Raw genomic sequence first — 16,741 nt, 5'->3', positions numbered from 1 at the left:
TTTTGAACTTTTTATAATGAGGCACAAAATAAGATAGTTATATCTTACTATCTATTAATTGCGGTCATATCATTGAAAAACTTAAACATCAGTATAATTTATGCGATTCCACCGCCGAGCTACATGCCATCCTTATTGTTACCTGTATGCTCAAATTCCCACTCAACATCCCGCCCCTGGTACTGAGGCATCACTTCCCCCTTATCCACACTTGTAACAACCTTGTATGACTCATTTTTCCATAAACCCGTCTGAGGGCAGATTTGACCTGATGTTGACTTCGATGCTGGAGGTGTCGCTTTATCATTAAGGTAGTTAAAGCTGTCAATGCAACCAAAACCAACACGATTTACCGAAGAAATCATAATAACTCCATATAATTATCCATAACATGCATATAAACGCGGCCATAAACTCTGTAAATTAACATTGTGAAGATAATTAGTTGATGTGCGTCACAAAAACTTGTCCGCTCCAGCATTCAGTAATGAGTGAGCACCTTATAGGTATGAGCGTTTTTCATCAGTAGTTGGGGGAAGCAGTAACAGGCCATTCTTAATCTTTTATTAGTGGTCTCCTGGTAGCTGGGCTCAAGTAGATATCCGAATCAAAAAGGGGGTACGCTGTTATTTATGTGTCCGCTCCCCTAATGCCGAAAAGTTTTTAGGGAGAAAAAAGATATGTTCTCTATGGGGAAAATGGTCGCTATCCATCCTGATGGTTTACTGTATGTCGGTTTTAACTTTGTGTTCCCAGACTGCAGCGCGACCGCTTTCCTCTTTCACGAGGTTATTGGGCGGACAAATTCGGCATAGACGCCGTCTTCGCTGTCAAAGATAGAGAACAGAAACCAGCCATCACCGTCCGGCGGAATCGGCTCCCATTCATTCAGGGCCTCAAAATTCTCCAGACAGCGTTCGTACAGGGCATCGTTCTGATCTTCCAGAGTAACAATCTTCTGCTCCAGAGCGTGTGACATAAACCAGTCGGTTATCTCGGCTGGTGGTGTGCTTTCATCCCAGTCAGGTTGAAGAGCCGCTGCCGGGTGTGTCCAGTAGCCGACTTCATCGCGTTCCACCGGGGCGGGGCCAATAGGCAGGTAAAGCAATTCTGCCAGCCTTTGTGATATGACGGAGTCAATGCAGTGGGATAGCGCCATCAGGTCGAGATTATCCAGTTGCTGAATGCGGCCTGATTCTGAGAGTTTATTGGCGAGGCCTGACTGCAAATCTACAACCTCAGTTGCCCTGAGTTGGTTAACAGCGTTGTCCAGCATCAGGGTTGGGACCAGCTTTTCTATGCTGACAGCCAGGGTAACCGGGGAAACAGGGGCGGAGTTATCTGACAGCAACTTAATTACTTCGGAAACGGCATCCGACTGTTTCCTCGCATGCTGCCGGATTAGATCGCATTCTGCGGCCAGCGTGAGTGACTGCTGGTGCTGCTGCTCTGATAGTTCGCGTTGAACCTGCCAGCGTTTGACCAGTTCCTTCAGTACAGCACCGGCTTCACTATATCCAGCCAGTTTCTTCGCGGTTTCGATGATTTCAGCGTCAGTCTTGTGTTGTAAGCTCATAATGCCTCTTATGCTGCGTTGGGTTTAGGCCAGTTTTCAGCCTGCCAGTCCTTAACTACGTTCATGCAGGCGGCATGCACCTGGCGCGCCGTGGCAATGCCGAATCCTTTAACCAGGTTGGAGAGTTCTTCCGGGGTATGGCTTACTACAGTCCACAGGCTGTAAAGACCGGAGGCGTTTAGCAGATCAAGCCACTTGTCCTGCAGGGGAAGATTGCTAAGAGGGGTCGCCATTGCCCACTCAGTACGCTTAACCAGGTGAGGGTGGGTATCGCCCAGCAGATCAATGATCCGGCGATTTAACGCAATCCCCAGAGCAGAGGGCCAGGCTGATTTGAACTGGTCAAGAATCGGATACCGCGCACGACACCACTGCGTAACAGATACCAGAACGGATATGCCGGAGTTGCTCCGAATTTCGATATGCCAGTCAATATCCTGAAGCAGGTCGAGATGCAGATCCCGGTTGGTGGATCCCAGCGTCAGTCGCCAGCCGAAGGTGTAAAAGTAAAACTGGAGACCGCTGTCGTCGGCAGCCGGGTACCAGATAAGTTCAACGTCACCGTCAATACGCTGGAGCCGTGTCCGCAACTCTTCGTTTTCAAGACTTAATTCGGCGTTCTGCTGGATGGCGACCGCCAGATTGGTTTTCGTCGTGGCCAGTTCGCCGCGGATCTTCCGCATCTCTTGTTTTTGCTGGTCGAGAAGCGTGGTTTTACTGGCGATGGTTTCTTTGAGGCTGACTATCTGTGTTTTTTGGCGTTCCGGGTTCATCGACTTGAGCTGGTCATTCTCAGTCTTCAGTTGTCGCTTATCACCCTGCAGAACAGCAATCTGTGCTTTTGCGATTTCCTCTGCGGCCCGCGCTTCTTTTGTTGTTAACTCCATATCAGCCAGCTTCTCAGCGAATCCTGCTGCCTGAAGTCCCAGCGTGGTGTTTCGGTCATCCAGTGCTTCGCATTGCTCAACGACAGCGTTGAACTCGTCAACCTGTAGGTTGTATTGCTCGATAACCAGCACTTCTAACTGGTCAGTCAATGCGAGGGCACTTTCGACAGATGCCCGGGAAATGCCGGCAGTCTGTTCGATGGCCAGCTCGAGCTGGGAGCGAACAGGGCGCAATGAGGTTGCCAAAACTGTTGCTACCGTAGAGTCAGAAATAGTGGTCATTCTGACACCTCCTGGCTTCGACGCTGGCAGATGTCAGCGCGAACGTTACGATAATGCATATTTGCTTCTGAGCAGGGGTATTCAGTCGATTTCAGCCAGAATACCTGTGCTGTTTTGTAGTTCCCGCGTCTCTCTTCGCTGGCGGCGCGTTCGGTGATCATCTTGCCTTGCACTTTCATCTTTTGAGCCAGTGTTTTCATAGGTGCTAACCTTTGTATTCTCGAAATAACAGGTAATGACGCGGCTGTAGCCGATAACGAATAACAGCCGGTCAGTTGTGCGCAGATACCGGTATCCGCGGCGTCGCTGCAATCCCAGTTTCCGCAGCCTTGCCTTGGTCAGGGGCTTTGCCTGCAGAAGATCGTCGATGATGAAACAGGGAAGGGATTGCCGCCGTTCGGTGTAACGCCGTATGGCGTGGTCAGTAATGCTGTTAACCATCGCCAGACGTGGGATGGTAATGTCGGTCATTAGCGGGATTTAAACTCCGTAATGGCCTTAAGAAGGCGGATTTGCCAGAGACAGTCGTTAAGGGGCATATGTATGCCGGTGGGAAGTTGTTTAAGTGCAGAGGCAACAAATCCGTTGCGTTCGGCATCATTAAGCAGTGACTGGACATCATTCACATTACGGCGAAACCAGGGAACCTGAACGCCAGCATGCCGGAAGGCATTTTCCCACTGGGGGATATCGAAGCGCGCTGGCTTTGCCCAGATGTGCACTGACTGATGTAAATCACTGAGGCCCGGCGTCTCGTCTTCCTGCCAGGTACGGCGGCAGGAATCAATCACGAAGCGGTAGAACTCGCAGCATGCCGAACGAATGGAAATACGGTCTTCCTCGCCGTAGAACACGGATTGTTGTGTTTCCTTATCCTGCGCCATCCACCAGGCCACGGTGCTGGCGTCAATTACCGTTCCGGGCTGACGATCATGACTGATGCTGATAATTTTCTCAGCGAGCGGGGTGAAGGTGTGTGGATCGAACTGAACTAACCCAACCTGAGCAATATGTGCGTTGGGCAGAACGGATAACGTTTCGTTATCGATCATGATATGAACGGGTTCTTGCATAATTACCTACATCTGCATTGCGAAGTTGAGAAAGGCCAGCGCAAAGGCGCACAGCACCACGGCGAAAAGCACCGGCCAGCGCAACTGACTATCTGGCGGCATCACAGTGACAGGCTCGGGATGCTTGTTAAAACGCGCCTGGCAGCGTGGGTGAGGCCGGAAAGGATCATTGATAAAGATGGTTTGACGGGCGTTACGGGCCGCCATGGATTTTGTTAACACCTGAGATTTCATGTATATTTCTCCTGCTCCTTACTCTCCGTTAGGGGCAATACCATTCAAACTGCTAACCTTGTCTGGTATCTCGTGTAATCAGCGGTTTGGTCGCTGCTGATTGGGATAGCCCCGGTTTGGTCGCCGGGGCTTTTCTCTTTGTGAGGTGCCTGCTTTTTTCCACTTCAGGCGAGGTGGTACTCTTGCTGTCACCACAACAAGCGAGAGTAATTCGATGGAAGAACAACAAACTGGCGAGTGTCCGCTCTGCGATACTGGTGCGTCTTTCAACTTCACCGATCATGAAAACTACAAACTCATTCAGTGCCCTGAGTGCGGTATTTTTGAAATAAGCGTGGGTGCTGAAAGAACGCTGCGGGACAGGCATATGGAACAAAGGCTGGAATACGCTGAGTTATCCAGAAATGCACCGAAGGGGCAGATGCTGGTTATCAAACTCAACGTTACAGTGGATGGAAATTTTCTTGTTTACGGATACGCTGCTCTTCGGTGAGCATTGCGTCCGGGATTTCACGAATTGAGACCATGTATCCGTTTTTATTGATCACTTTATTCAACGTCTGAAATACCTGCGTTGGCCATTCGTATACCAGTTCATTTATTTGCGACAACGTTTCAGGAGATGGTGATTCGTTTTCAGGATTGGATTTCGACATGTTGATTCCTCAAAAGTCCGGCATATTCAGATACCGGACTTTTACGAGAGATGTACAGGTTAGAGTTCCAGTTGGCGAATAATCTCGTCCAGCTGCGCATTGGCAGTAGCGACAGATGCCCCGAACCGGTGAATAACATCGGCCAGTGGAGAAAGGGGTTCATTTACTTCACTTGCACCACTTCCTTTAACTTCCGGGCAGGGGGTAACTACCGGGATCAAGCGGTCATGCAAATTGCTGATTCGTCCGTGAAGACTATCAAGCTGATCCCACACCTGATTGACCTTTACATCGATTACAGAACGCTTGGGTTCGGCACATACTGCCATGCCTGTTGTCCCGTTTTGTCCATTCATAGGGTGCTAACCTCTTTGTTGTGAGTAGTGACGCTGTGCTGCGTCATGATTTTCAGGCCTAATTTGAAAGCAAGGTGATATTCCGCAACTGCACCGTCGCTGCTTTTCCAGCCATTAAGCATGTAGATAGCATCAGCACGCTGAAGCATGGACATACAAATCGACATGTAATCGGCCTGAGACAGACCATCGGGAAGAACGGCAGGATTGAGAGGAATATCACCAGCTTCTTTCAGCCTGTCAGCCGCGGCAAAGAATGCCGGGCGATTGAAGAGGGGCCGGTTGGTCATTGGCCCCGCTATATACACCTTCATATGCTAACCTCGTGAAATTCAGGCATGCACACCCAACAAACCACCCTTGGTTCATCGGAAGAGGATGTGCATGCCTCAACTGGTTATCAGATTCAAATTGTGTTTGAATAATGGGCTTCAAATGGAGGTGTTATGTCTAACAACGCATTGATGATCGCGAGAGCTATCTTGGATTTAAAGCAAGAGTCTAGCGTATTTAAGGATTATGTATTTCCGTTACTATCTACTGTAGTATCTGTACTACTTGGTTATTATATATCTCAAAGGTCGTTTGAGAAACAAGAGAAATTAAAGGCGGAGCTTGAAAAGGTAAATCGTTATAATTCATTTATTGTTGGTATGGATGGGGTTCTTCAAAGTCTCATTGGAATAAAAAGCATATATAGAAACGGACTTGATAATGATCCTTGGAGTAGGATGGTTAAAATCCCTAAAATAAAAATTCATCTTTTTACACCTCCGGATGTTAGTTCTATTGTTTTCCTGGCTTATGCAAATGAATATAAAAAGCTCATCCAGTTGATGAGGGGTGGAATAATCTCCCTCGTTTTAATAAAATGCTTGGTAATTATTCTCAACTTAACGAACTAATACAGCGTAGAGACAATTTGATAGAATCATTCATTCAGATTGTCCGGCAGAACGAAGAGGAACAGGTTCCATTAGGTGTTGATGATTTTATAAAAAAAACATTCGAAAATAGTTGTGCCACTAATTGATGCTACTGAAGCACTTATCAGCAAAGTTGATGGGTTATTACAGGAGGTAGATTCTTGTGTGCATAATTTACACTTGGCAGCTAACAAGTCTATTGATAATGCAAGAATAAAAAAATATACTCGTATCCTTACTTATAAAAATGAAAATGATGACTATGAAGATATAATTAAGCCGAGCGTACCTGTTAATTATTTAACTCTAAGTTTATTATTGGATCTTACTGTGGAAGAGGCTAAAAATCTATACAAAAATGGCTATGAGGGAGTCAATTATCTTAAATCTAAATAACATTATTTAGATATTATAGCTGCTACTTTTATTACCCGCATTTCGCAATCCGGCGCAGTTTCTCCGTTAACGTGGGAAGGCCGTGATCCCCTTACTTGCAATGAACCTGGCGCTGGAAAATCTGGTTTATCAGATGACCAGTTGCGATCCGGAACTTGCCGAAGAAATCCGTCGCGCGCTTAAAGCCGAGGCACTTCCAATCGATCACACATGGCTTGCTGGTGGAGAAGATGAATAACAATGCCCGTTCTCTTGAAATTGCTCGTCAGGTGCTTATCCGGCAGGCCCGCGCAGCTGGTGGAGAACCAGCTGTTCAGGCGCTGCTTGATCGCCTGACTGCAAACTATTCGCTTATCCGGAACAACGGTAGCGATAAAAAACACTAAGCGTGCCGGGCTTTCACCGGCACCGTGCTGCGACCAACAGCACTCGGTTAGCAATTGAATGGTAACTCTGTCCCTGTCTGCGAGAAGGGACAGTAGGGCGAACTATGAGCCGAATATTCGATATTGTTCAGTCACTGACTGGGCAGAAAAACAATCTGGTTGTACCCAGGCAGTTTCTGCGCTTCTTTGCCGGAGACCAGCAGGCGTATCAGCTTGCGGCAATTCTGAACCAGATCATCTTCTGGTCCGGGCATTCAACCCGTGACGACGGCTGGTTTTATAAGACCCATGAAGAACTGGGAGAGGAGGTCGAACTCAGCTCAGATCAGGTTCGTCGTGTCGTCGATAAGTTATCAAAGGCCTACCTGGCCGGTATTCTCAGTACGGCGAACAAGCGCACGGCCAACGGCGATAAGGTCAAACATTACCACCTTGATGGTGACGCTCTTATCGAAAAACTGTTCCCGGCAACACTATGTCCGAAGGAGAAAAAAGTGCCTGATTCGCCAGACGGGAATGGCGAAGTCGCCGAACCGGAACCGCATAACCGCCAGTCCGGAACGGCGGAAGCGCCGCTCCCTGGATCTGGCGAAGTCGCCGTTCCTATTCTCTATACAGATCAATACACAGATCTAAACATACAGATCTTAAATTATCGTCCGCGCACAATTTCTGAGCAGACGAAGCGATTTCTTGAACGCCATCCGGATGCGGTCGACGGGGTCTATACCGCCGGTGGTCGCTCATGGGGCAACCAGGACGATGTTGTCGCTGCGTCGTATGTGTTTAAGCGCGCGCTCAACATCAACGCATCCCTCGGCGAACCAAACTGGATTGAGTGGGCAAACGACATTCGCCTGCTGCGCAATGCCAGAAACGTCACGCACAAACAGGTCTGCGAGGTGTTCCGCTGGGCCAACAAACATCATTTCTGGAGCACCAACATCCTCAGCCCGTCCGGACTACGCCGCAAATGGGACAACCTTGTCGCACAGATGGGATGCCGATCAGCTGGCGCCGGTTCCGGCGGCCTCGACTGGGATAACACTGACTGGGCTGAAGGAGTGCTGGGATGAAAGACCTGATGCAGGCAATATAGAACCATGACGGCAGGGCGCTCAGCCAACTGGCCAGTGGCGCGCCTCAGCACACCCAGCGTGAAGAGCAGGCCGCTCTGGTATTCAACGATCTGTTTCGTCAGTTGCGCGCCACTTTCCCGGCACTCAGCACGCACATCAAAACCCAGGATGACCTCGACGAATTTCGCCGAACCTGGATGCTGGCATTTGCCGAGAACGGGATCACTACCATGGCACAGGTGAACGCCGGAATGCAGATTGCCCGCCAGCAGGAAACGCCGTGGATTCCGTCGCCGGGTCAGTTCGTTGCCTGGTGCAGGGAAGGGAGCCTGCGGGTTGCCGGTCTGCCTTCTGACGAAGAACTGGTCGAGATTGTCCGGGACTACTGTCGCCAGCGTGGGTATTTGTCCTCTCCGGAGGCGTATGACTGGAAGCACCCGACGCATTACTGGATGGTTACTGCGCTGTATGGCGGTATGCGTGCCAGCAACTGGACGGACAAAGAATTGCTGGAAGCAGCACGCCGGGAACTGACCACCATGGCCGAGAAAATTCGCCGTGGAGAACCGATCCCCGAGCCGATTCTGGTACTCACTGAAAAAACGCGTCCGGCATTGTCGCGTGAAGAGGGGTTAAAACGCATTACAGATATTCGCAATGAGTTCGGCCTGACCAGACGAACGAAGTAACACGAGAAACCGCGTCTGACCAGCACACTTAAACAAACAAAACATGAGGTTAGCAATGTTTAATCTGAAGAACCTGCGGTTATACCGCTTAAGCCGTGACGTTAAATTTGATACTGACTCGCTGCAGGAAAAGTTAAGCGCTATGTCATTCACACCTGGTGGTGCAGGGGGGATCTGCTGATGTATCAGATTATCTATGCTGATCCTCCATGGTCATACCGTGACAGTGCTGCAGATGGTAAGCGAGGTGCTGGGTTCAAATATCCGGTAATGCGGTTTGATGACATTTGCCGTTTACCTGTATGGGATCTGACGAACCCTGAGTCTTGCCTGCTCGCTATGTGGTGGGTACCGACTCAGCCCGAAGAGGCGCTGGCTGTCATGAAAGCCTGGGGTTTTCGTCTGGTCACGATGAAAGGTTTCACATGGCACAAAACTAACCGGATTAAGGGTAACAGCGCTATCGGAATGGGGCATCTTACTCGCGCTAATTCCGAAGATTGCTTGTTTGCCGTGCGTGGGCGTCTGCCTGTTCGACTGGATGCTTCGATCTGTCAGCACATTACAGCTCCGCGTGGAGAACACAGTGCCAAGCCTGTAGTATTTCGCGAAATGTTACAGCGTCTGGTTGGCGATATTCCCCGGATTGAATTATTCGCGCGCGGCGACATACCTGGTTGGGATTGCTGGGGAAATGAATGTGACAGTAGTGTCCAGTTGATATGTGGTGGATGGAAAGCCGATGCGTGCACTGCTTAACCCAATCATTATTCGCGAACTGGATCAGGTGATTCTGCGACCGGGTCGTTCGCTAATGAGCTTGTTTTACGGGCCAGTGATTATTGCTCCGGCTGGTGAGATGGAAGCCGGGCGTAAGCCCGGTTTACTGCCACAAGAACAGCCCTTACTGTTGGATCCCGCATTTTCATCATTCTGGATGGAGCCTGAAGTGCTGCGCGCCGCAGGTGGCTCAGTCCAGAGTTGGGTCAGAAAGTTTAACGTCTGCCAGTGGAATAATGGGGCAGATGAATACCATCACCCTGAACTTACCACGGCCAAGTACGAGCAATCAGGCCTTTGCCTGTGCTGGCATCATGACCGCGTGCTGGTGGACCAGCCTCCAGCGCTGGTTGCTGATATTGCCCGTCAAAATGCGACGCATTACATTCTTGAATCAGTTCGCTCGCATTTTCGGTACCCCGATCATCACATCGTTACTATCAGTGACCTGGGGTGCTGGGCGTTGGTGAAACGTGTTGCTAGTCTCCTCCCTGACACGGTTATTCGTAAGTTGCTGTGCATGCCTTCAGCTGAGCCAATTAAACCTATCTACCGCGAGAGCGAACTGGTAATAAACCCGCCAGATCCACTAGCAATAATTACAACTGCTGTCGAGGATACGCCGGCTCTGGTTGTCGTGATCGATGCTGACGCGCCAGCGCAGTACATGCGCCGTCCGAAAATTCCTCGTTGGGAATGTCAGGTGTACACTGACTGGGTCAAAATACAGGCGTGCTGCGGTTGCGGTGCACCGGGAGACGATCCGCACCATCTTATTGGTCACGGGTTCGGCGGTACCGGCATGAAAGCAGGGGATTTCCACGTTATGCCCATGTGCCGTATTTGCCACCGGGAACTGCACAACAACGTAGCTATATGGGAGAGTCAACACGGTAGCCAGCTGGAGCATATTTTTAGGTTACAGCACCGTGCACTGGGGTTGGGTGTGATTGTGACAGGATGCTCATAGGTAAACCGAATGATATTGCTGCATTATGATTCGGTACGATATGTCCATGGTCTGAGTAAGTTAGAAGAGAGACAGCTTTGTGCCAAGAGCGGACCTTACGGACATACTACTAGTTAACCGAAAGGTAAAGCAGCTATATCCAGTAGTTGTTTCCCTCATAAATATTAAATCCAATGCCTCAAAGAGGCGTATTGAACACATTTTTGGAAAAATGATTACTGAAATCTATGAAGTGATTGTTTTTTTTAATACGATACATACACGTTTAGTCGTACATCTTAAAGGAATAAATATTTTATGTTTGAAAGCAATATAGGGATCGAGGATAAAATAGAGCTTATAGAGTCAAGCTCTACAAAACATTATTTTAAAGAAGTATACAGCAGTTATTTAAATGGTAATTATCGAGCAGCTGTAGTTTCTTTATGGTCTGTGTTGGTTTGTGATGCTGTATACAAAACCCGTCGCTTAGTTGATCTGACTAATGATCGTTGGGCCGCACAGCAAATTACCTCAATTGAAAACTCTCAGCGTCAAAATAGTACTAAGTCCGATTGGGAATTAAAGCTATTCGAAGGGTTTTATGAGCAAAAGAAATTCATTGGTATTGGTGAAATAACTAATATTAGAGATATACAGCAGAAAAGGCATCTATGTGCTCACCCTATTCTTTCTGAGGATGATGTACTTTACACACCAAATAAAGACTTAGTGAAAAGTATGATTATAAATGCACTTGATGATTTTTTATTACGCAAGAATTATTATGGGAAAGACCTGTTTCCGATAATAAGAGACACTCTTGTAGAGAACAGTGAGTATTATGCCACTGTGAAAAATATAAAACCACTAATATATAAATACTGTCAAAGAGTAACTGCGGGGGCAATCTACCAAATATTTAAAGAGTTTTGGAAGTTTAGCTTTAGATTAGATGATGAAGAGTCGTCAAAACACAGAAGAATTCTCCATAATGCCTGTATGCATTTATATTCTGAAGTAAAAAAAAGACCGGAATTATTAGAAAAAATTAAAGATGACTTAGATTATTTTGAAAATATATCATTCAAATCAAATGCGTTAACTTACTTATTTTCATTTTTATGCAAACATCCTGATTTTTACAAAAAATTATCACCTGAATTGCAGGCGCGCATAAGAGAATATCTTGACAGAGATGATGAAGATGATAGTCAGTACGTATATAAAATCGCAACAATGTTTTTGTTTAATAACGCTGAAGAATATTTAAAACACATTCAAAAATGTATTGAAGAATATGAAATAAAAAGAATTACTCTTTTGCAGATCAAATTCATAATTGATATCTACCATGATTATCAATGTGAAAAAGATGTCTATGATATTGCAATTCTGTATGCTTCTAAGTCCATGGGATTCGACGATGCAGATAACAGATTCGATCTTATTTTTAATAGCGAAATATTTGAAAAACTGTCAGTTAACCAGCTCGAGAAATTAATTAAATCTTTTGATGAAAATGGACAAATAGGCAGCAGAAGACGGAGCGATGCTGATATGAGAAAGATCAAGGCTAGGCTTGAAAAAGTAAAAGAATAATATTATTCCTAGGAAAATCCCGTTAGTATGTGAGTTTGTATGTGGATTTCATTATGTTTTTGTGAGAATGGAATGTTTTTTTTGATGTGATAGCCAATAAATAAGATTAGTTCAAGCACCAGTCATTGATTAAATAGCTTTACCATTATAGGTTGTTTATCTGTAAAAAATGGAACCACGGCCGCACCTCTCTCTCTTTACGGCTATGTCTGTCTCCTGAGCGACTGGTTCCTGCCAGTAGCGGGCATTGCAAAGCCTGCTACTGCATTAATGCTTCTGTGTCGTGCTTGTCGTACTGAACTGCAATGCCGCTGTTTGGGAACAGAAACACGGTAGTCAGCTTGAGCGAGTACTTGAATTCTCTCTTCGTGATATACGAAGAGAGAATAATTTTAAAAGGTTATCTCGGAGGCAATATTGGCCGCTTTTTGGTTTCTTAAGTATGCAACTTGAATAACTGCTGGTATTGTTACTCTATATGCTGTGCTACCAAGGTCTACAGCTGTCCAAAGACCAGTGATTGCCCAACCTACAGGTCCTGTAAGTACGGACATCGTCCTCATCAGTGATCCAGCGGCTACAAAGCTAAGTCCTCTTCCAAATATTGCTTTCATAACTAGGTTTACGATAATTGCCGTAAGTTGATAAGATTTGAAGCCTCCGGCTTTAAATATTGCCTGAAAACCAGCAGTTAAGGTTTGAGGTGTCAGTCCAGAAGTGTTTTTTATTCCAAGTTCTGAGCCTAGTTCTCTTATTTGATCTGGTGACATACTCTCTAGTGCATCAGTTATAATCTTCATTAGTAAGTTGTTTTCAATGACTTCTGTTTGCGCGTTTTTATTATAATTTACTTTGATCTTATCACAGACATCGCATAGAACTTCTTTGTATAGAACACCTTTCCCGCCTCGAAACATCGTTGCAAATGTATTAGCTCCAAAACATTGCAATTCTGCCGCGATTTCTTCCCAATATTTGCTATGTTTGGGATGGAATGATTTATACCTTTCGTTTGAGGTAAGCTCCTCTGTCCATCTGGTTTCCCCATCCTTATCATGAGTAAGGATATACACCAGGTCTTCCAATTGCTCATCCGAACAATCTTTTAAAAAGTGTAAATCTTCATCATAGCGGTATGCCATTTATTGCTCCTTTATGTATTCTTTTCCGAAAGTTATCTAACAAATAGCTGTGAAAAATTTGATGCTTATGGGCTTGACACTAAATCAATCCTCCAGGTCTGCGTTAACCTTTTCGCAGAACTGATAATGCTTTTATGCTGGATATTCAGTTAGAAAATGAACTTATCGGCAAAATTTACTCAAACTTGAGTTGTAATTTACAGGAAGCTTATCTGGCATTCCTGTACGCGGTGAACTTGACATTAGGCATACAGTGTCTGGAGACAAGATTTTGTTACGGTTAGAATGCTGAGAAAGTGACAATAAGAAGATATATTGGTTACCACAAATATTGCATACGATGAAAAAGATATGATTGATTTGGCGTATTATGTGAATGCTATTAAAAACGGAAAGGAAGTAATTTGCATTCAAGAACAGTGGGTGCAGGATGATTTGGCTGAAGTTGAAACTATCGCCATGGAATGGCTTCATGATAGCGGTGTGGTAATCCGATGCACTAATGAGCTTGAAGCAATACAACATCCCAATGATGTTTGCCCTGAATGTTGGATTTGTTGGGAGGTGATAGATGCAGCTGGGCAGGAAATCAGGCCAATGAAGAAAAATTTTCATAATGTTTGTCAGGAGTCATTCTGGTTGAATATGAATTGACAGCCTGTACTGCATTTCACTTTTTGCAACACTACAAGCAATTGCTCCTTTTTATGAGATAATTCCCGCGACCAAAGCAGGTTAGCGAGACATACAAATGAGCACAGAAACAGCTATCAAAATCTTCGATCCCCGGACAGCAAAGCTGGAACCACGCGGCGGTAAGTCGTCCATCCACTGGGATGATATTGCGGCAATGCTGGCAACACTGGAGCGTGAAAATCCAGTGGGTTATCAGATGATAATGGTGAATTACAGAGATGATAAGCAGCAGGAACGCGCGTTGCGTGACAATGTCACAAAGTGGGCGAAAGCTTTCTGCTCTAAAAGCCAGTTAGCTGACAGACCGCTGGTGGAAAGGATGTGCCAGACGGTTGTCGACCTCCAGTTTCATCGGCCACTGAGCAGTCAGCATCGATCTCTTCAGCACCTGCATCGCCTGTATGGTCCGTATGCTCAGCGTGAAACTACACGGATGAAGAAGCTGAAAAAAATGCTCAGTAAAGAGCTGCGTGATGACCGAATTAGTTACCTCGAAGATCAAATTTCGGCAGCCAGGCAGAATATTAATAACTGGGTAGTAGCCCATGCTCAGGCATCCACTCATTGCCCGCGCTGCCGCGGAACTGGAATCATTAACCAGCCTCAGCATGGTACTTGCCCCGTCTGCAATGGCGATCGACATATCGCTCCGACGCATCGGGAAATCGTGCGTCACATCAGTAGCAATACAGGCCAGGTTGAAATGTACTTGTTTGTGATGGATGAATGTCGCTGGTGGTTGTCAGCCAGCGCCAGTGCAGCGACAACGCGACTCTGTGAACTATTTGAAATGAATCGCGATGGTTGACACAAAACGATGTCAGGATGAAAATCCCAACAATAGCTGTATCTCTCATAACCCGCCTCGTGCGGGTTTTTTTGTGCCCGTTTCCGGGCAAGGAAAACACAAATGGTCGAAAAAGAACCCGGCATTCTCGGCTGGATCGCATCGCTTGCACCATGGGCAGTCGGGCATGCCTACGCAACATGGGGAAGTATCACTGCCTTCCTCGCTGCGTTGTGGTCGAGTCTGAAAGATGGACGGGGATGGGTGTCATCTTTGTTCGGTGGTGTGCTGGCAGTTCTGATAACACTCAGCGTTCTGGCAGTGATGAGGAAAAGCGGGCTTCACGAAGAGTGGATGCCACTTGTGGGCCTGGTTGTTGGCTTCGTTGGTGCTGACAGGATCCGCGCTGCAGTTCTGGATGCGTGGGAATTACGTAAAAATAAACTGGTGAAAAACGATGAATCAGAAAAGTGAAATTATACCGCTACTGCGGCAGGAAGAAGGTGTCCGGTATTCGCCGTACATTGACAGTCTTGGTTATCCGTCGACAGGCGTGGGTTTTAAGCTCGGTCCTTCAGGTGCGCCACTTTCACACTACACATTTACGCTGGACGACGACACTATTGACGCATGGCTCTACAGTTACGTTGATGCAACTCATGAGGCAATGACTGATAACGATGACATTGCTCAGGCCTTAACGCATTGTAATCAGCCGCGGGAGGATATTCTGACCAGCATGGGTTATCAGATGGGAGCCTCGGGTCTGGCGGGTTTTCATCACATGCTTTCAGCAATCGTTGACGAGAATTGGGATGAAGCTGCAGCCCAAATGCTGGACAGTACCTGGGCAAAACAGACGCCGGAACGTGCCAGTCGTCATGCTGTAGTAATGCGTAATGGCCTGTGGTCACCAACCTATGATTTTTGATTTATAAAATGCTGATAATTGATGTCTCGCTACGTCAAAAAACAGCATAAACGATCTGATTTTCATCTCCACGTTCAACCATTTCCCGAGGGTTTTATTTTCAAACCCAGCATAAAACTCTGTTAGGAATTCTCATGAAATCGACAATCGTCTTAACTGGCGTGACATTGTGCTGCCTGTTGTTGTCCGGTTGCTCTGGTGCCAGAGTTGTGGAAACCACCACGTCCACGGGTACAACGCTGTCTACAGTCAGGGTTTCTGGCGGTACTGAGCTGACCTTTAATCAACAATCCGGCTTACTGTGCATTGATGCAACCGGAAATGCTTAAGAAGCCAGTCAGCCATATCGAGTTCTTCTGCCAGAATTGACTTTATGGCAGGTATGGACGCGGTGTCACCCGCTTTCTCAGCAGCAGCCAGCAGCGAGGTATAACAAGCTATTTCAAATTGTTCAAATACATAGCCGCTGATCGCTCCCTTTACAATCTCATCGGAGGGTAACATGCCTCCAATCGACTGGCCAAACGCGACCATTTTACTCATGGAGTCTTTTAGTACAGAACGCGAGATATCATTTCGCTTAAGGATCTCTTCCAGCACGGTGATCTGGCGTTTTGTCTCGGTCATGTGTTGCTCTATTCTGGCACGTAAATCAGGATAATTATCGATACGGCCTGCCATTGATTCCAGCATGGATTCCGCTTGCTTTTCCATGGCATGCGCATCCCGTAACCAATCATGGTAATGCTCAATATGATTCATCGTGATTTCCTCGAGTCAGTAATGTTATTTTTTCCCGGCCTTTTTATTGATATTGCCTACCGCAAGGTCGGTGAGTTTCAGGTCGGTATCTTTTTCTTCCTTAAGTGTTTCCGCGAGAAGTTTCACCGCTTTTTTATAACCCAGTTGTTCCGCAAGGGTGGCCAGAGTGCCGTAACTGGCTATCTCATAATGCTCTACTTTCTGTGCCGCAGCGATTAATGCCGCATCGCGAACTTCATTTTTATCAGTGCTTTCGATGGCTTCATTAGCTTCTTCAATCAGCCCTTCCATAGCCACGCATTTGATGCGTTTAAGCTTAATTTCCGGCTCATGTTCAAGGATTTGGTCTATACGCTCTATTTGCCCCCGAGTTTCTTCCAGGTGTGCATTAAAAGCCGCACTGAGTTTTTCATCTGACGCCGCTCTGGCAAGTTTAGCCAACCCACGAGTTAATTGTTTTTCAGCACTATAGGTGTCTGAAAGCAGGTGAATAAATACATCTTCAATAGTTTTCATATTCATAGGGATTCCTTCTGGGCTAGAGAAATACTG

25 protein-coding genes and 1 pseudogene are annotated in these 16,741 nt (G+C 46.6%); 13 read left to right on the top strand and 13 right to left on the bottom strand.

Going from position 1 to position 16,741, the window contains the following annotated elements; all coding sequences use genetic code 11:
• Positions 1 to 119 precede the first annotated feature (119 nt).
• From OGV98_RS10415 to OGV98_RS10375, 10 genes are all read right to left on the bottom strand, one after another.
• On the bottom strand, positions 120 to 365 hold the full coding sequence (locus tag OGV98_RS10415) for a hypothetical protein (protein WP_202580503.1): 246 nt from the start codon (positions 363 to 365) through the stop codon (positions 120 to 122).
• A 416-nt stretch (positions 366 to 781) separates the two neighbouring features.
• Complete coding sequence (locus OGV98_RS10410) at positions 782 to 1,576, bottom strand: hypothetical protein (protein ID WP_202580502.1); 795 nt, start codon at positions 1,574 to 1,576, stop codon at positions 782 to 784.
• 8 nt (positions 1,577 to 1,584) lie between these two features.
• Complete coding sequence (locus tag OGV98_RS10405) at positions 1,585 to 2,745, bottom strand: hypothetical protein (RefSeq protein ID WP_202580501.1); 1,161 nt, start codon at positions 2,743 to 2,745, stop codon at positions 1,585 to 1,587.
• Positions 2,742 to 2,906, bottom strand: coding sequence for an ANR family transcriptional regulator (locus OGV98_RS23540; RefSeq protein ID WP_353622700.1), 165 nt, complete (start codon positions 2,904 to 2,906; stop codon positions 2,742 to 2,744). The genes OGV98_RS10405 and OGV98_RS23540 overlap by 4 nt, the downstream gene beginning before the upstream one ends.
• Positions 2,827 to 3,216, bottom strand: coding sequence for a hypothetical protein (locus OGV98_RS10400; RefSeq protein WP_237665894.1), 390 nt, complete (start codon positions 3,214 to 3,216; stop codon positions 2,827 to 2,829). Before OGV98_RS10400 ends, OGV98_RS23540 begins: the two co-directional genes overlap by 80 nt.
• Positions 3,216 to 3,818 (bottom strand): 3'-5' exonuclease, encoded by a 603-nt coding sequence (locus OGV98_RS10395; RefSeq protein ID WP_202580499.1) that lies wholly within the window; start codon positions 3,816 to 3,818, stop codon positions 3,216 to 3,218. Before OGV98_RS10395 ends, OGV98_RS10400 begins: the two co-directional genes overlap by 1 nt.
• 6 nt (positions 3,819 to 3,824) lie before the next feature.
• Complete coding sequence (locus tag OGV98_RS10390) at positions 3,825 to 4,052, bottom strand: hypothetical protein (RefSeq protein ID WP_043016517.1); 228 nt, start codon at positions 4,050 to 4,052, stop codon at positions 3,825 to 3,827.
• Positions 4,053 to 4,495: 443 nt separating this feature from the next.
• Positions 4,496 to 4,708, bottom strand: a complete 213-nt coding sequence (locus OGV98_RS10385; protein ID WP_171862900.1) for a hypothetical protein — start codon at positions 4,706 to 4,708, stop codon at positions 4,496 to 4,498.
• 59 nt (positions 4,709 to 4,767) lie between these two features.
• Positions 4,768 to 5,064: a hypothetical protein gene (locus tag OGV98_RS10380; RefSeq protein WP_286551417.1), complete on the bottom strand. Its 297-nt coding sequence runs from the start codon at positions 5,062 to 5,064 to the stop codon at positions 4,768 to 4,770.
• Complete coding sequence (locus OGV98_RS10375) at positions 5,061 to 5,378, bottom strand: DUF4406 domain-containing protein (RefSeq protein WP_286551415.1); 318 nt, start codon at positions 5,376 to 5,378, stop codon at positions 5,061 to 5,063. Before OGV98_RS10375 ends, OGV98_RS10380 begins: the two co-directional genes overlap by 4 nt.
• A 132-nt stretch (positions 5,379 to 5,510) precedes the next feature.
• Between OGV98_RS10375 and OGV98_RS10370 the strand changes: the two genes are divergently transcribed.
• The 9 genes from OGV98_RS10370 to OGV98_RS10330 all read left to right on the top strand — a co-directional run bounded on the left by OGV98_RS10370 (position 5,511) and on the right by OGV98_RS10330 (position 11,871).
• Entirely contained in the window at positions 5,511 to 5,969 is a 459-nt protein-coding gene (locus OGV98_RS10370; RefSeq protein ID WP_286551411.1) for a hypothetical protein, read from the top strand.
• 114 nt (positions 5,970 to 6,083) lie between these two features.
• Positions 6,084 to 6,386 carry a hypothetical protein gene (locus tag OGV98_RS10365; RefSeq protein WP_286551408.1) on the top strand — a complete coding sequence of 101 codons (303 nt, stop codon included), beginning with the start codon at positions 6,084 to 6,086 and terminating at the stop codon, positions 6,384 to 6,386.
• A gap of 82 nt (positions 6,387 to 6,468) precedes the next feature.
• The gene (locus OGV98_RS10360; protein WP_286551406.1) at positions 6,469 to 6,624 is read left to right on the top strand and encodes a hypothetical protein; all 156 of its coding nucleotides are present in this window, start codon (positions 6,469 to 6,471) and stop codon (positions 6,622 to 6,624) included.
• A complete protein-coding gene (locus OGV98_RS10355; RefSeq protein WP_155269015.1) occupies positions 6,617 to 6,772 on the top strand; it encodes a hypothetical protein in 156 nt (51 codons plus the stop codon). The genes OGV98_RS10360 and OGV98_RS10355 overlap by 8 nt, the downstream gene beginning before the upstream one ends.
• Positions 6,773 to 6,876: 104 nt before the next feature.
• Entirely contained in the window at positions 6,877 to 7,848 is a 972-nt protein-coding gene (locus OGV98_RS10350; RefSeq protein WP_286551404.1) for a phage replication protein O, read from the top strand.
• A 50-nt stretch (positions 7,849 to 7,898) separates the two neighbouring features.
• Positions 7,899 to 8,540 (top strand): replication protein P, encoded by a 642-nt coding sequence (locus OGV98_RS10345; protein ID WP_353622699.1) that lies wholly within the window; start codon positions 7,899 to 7,901, stop codon positions 8,538 to 8,540.
• Positions 8,541 to 8,720: 180 nt separating this feature from the next.
• On the top strand, positions 8,721 to 9,299 hold the full coding sequence (locus tag OGV98_RS10340; protein WP_286551401.1) for an MT-A70 family methyltransferase: 579 nt from the start codon (positions 8,721 to 8,723) through the stop codon (positions 9,297 to 9,299).
• Positions 9,283 to 10,290 carry a DUF968 domain-containing protein gene (locus OGV98_RS10335; RefSeq protein WP_286551399.1) on the top strand — a complete coding sequence of 336 codons (1,008 nt, stop codon included), beginning with the start codon at positions 9,283 to 9,285 and terminating at the stop codon, positions 10,288 to 10,290. Before OGV98_RS10340 ends, OGV98_RS10335 begins: the two co-directional genes overlap by 17 nt.
• Before the next feature lie 297 nt (positions 10,291 to 10,587).
• Positions 10,588 to 11,871, top strand: a complete 1,284-nt coding sequence (locus OGV98_RS10330; RefSeq protein ID WP_286551397.1) for a hypothetical protein — start codon at positions 10,588 to 10,590, stop codon at positions 11,869 to 11,871.
• A 392-nt stretch (positions 11,872 to 12,263) separates the two neighbouring features.
• Here OGV98_RS10330 and OGV98_RS10325 read toward each other — a convergent pair whose 3' ends face one another.
• Positions 12,264 to 13,013 carry a YaaW family protein gene (locus OGV98_RS10325; protein ID WP_286551396.1) on the bottom strand — a complete coding sequence of 250 codons (750 nt, stop codon included), beginning with the start codon at positions 13,011 to 13,013 and terminating at the stop codon, positions 12,264 to 12,266.
• 315 nt (positions 13,014 to 13,328) lie between these two features.
• Between OGV98_RS10325 and OGV98_RS10320 the strand changes: the two genes are divergently transcribed.
• From OGV98_RS10320 to OGV98_RS10305, 4 genes are all read left to right on the top strand, one after another.
• Positions 13,329 to 13,667 (top strand): hypothetical protein, encoded by a 339-nt coding sequence (locus OGV98_RS10320; protein ID WP_234400775.1) that lies wholly within the window; start codon positions 13,329 to 13,331, stop codon positions 13,665 to 13,667.
• Between the two features lie 97 nt (positions 13,668 to 13,764).
• Positions 13,765 to 14,517: a hypothetical protein gene (locus OGV98_RS10315; RefSeq protein WP_286551392.1), complete on the top strand. Its 753-nt coding sequence runs from the start codon at positions 13,765 to 13,767 to the stop codon at positions 14,515 to 14,517.
• A 102-nt stretch (positions 14,518 to 14,619) separates the two neighbouring features.
• Positions 14,620 to 14,970, top strand: coding sequence for a phage holin family protein (locus tag OGV98_RS10310; RefSeq protein ID WP_043016503.1), 351 nt, complete (start codon positions 14,620 to 14,622; stop codon positions 14,968 to 14,970).
• Positions 14,954 to 15,427, top strand: a complete 474-nt coding sequence (locus tag OGV98_RS10305) for a glycoside hydrolase family protein (protein ID WP_286551388.1) — start codon at positions 14,954 to 14,956, stop codon at positions 15,425 to 15,427. Before OGV98_RS10310 ends, OGV98_RS10305 begins: the two co-directional genes overlap by 17 nt.
• 321 nt (positions 15,428 to 15,748) lie before the next feature.
• Here OGV98_RS10305 and OGV98_RS10300 read toward each other — a convergent pair.
• Both OGV98_RS10300 and OGV98_RS10295 read right to left on the bottom strand, forming a co-directional pair.
• Positions 15,749 to 16,189: pseudogene (locus tag OGV98_RS10300) on the bottom strand (ferritin-like domain-containing protein); the annotation flags it as partial.
• 24 nt (positions 16,190 to 16,213) lie between these two features.
• Positions 16,214 to 16,711, bottom strand: coding sequence for a YciE/YciF ferroxidase family protein (locus tag OGV98_RS10295; RefSeq protein WP_202580487.1), 498 nt, complete (start codon positions 16,709 to 16,711; stop codon positions 16,214 to 16,216).
• Positions 16,712 to 16,741 lie beyond the last annotated feature (30 nt).

The sequence above is a fragment of the Citrobacter sp. Cf136 genome (assembly GCF_030333815.1).
GTDB lineage: Bacteria > Pseudomonadota > Gammaproteobacteria > Enterobacterales > Enterobacteriaceae > Citrobacter > Citrobacter freundii.
Note: the sequence above shows the minus strand (reverse complement) of the source record. Positions and strands in the feature narration are given on the sequence as shown.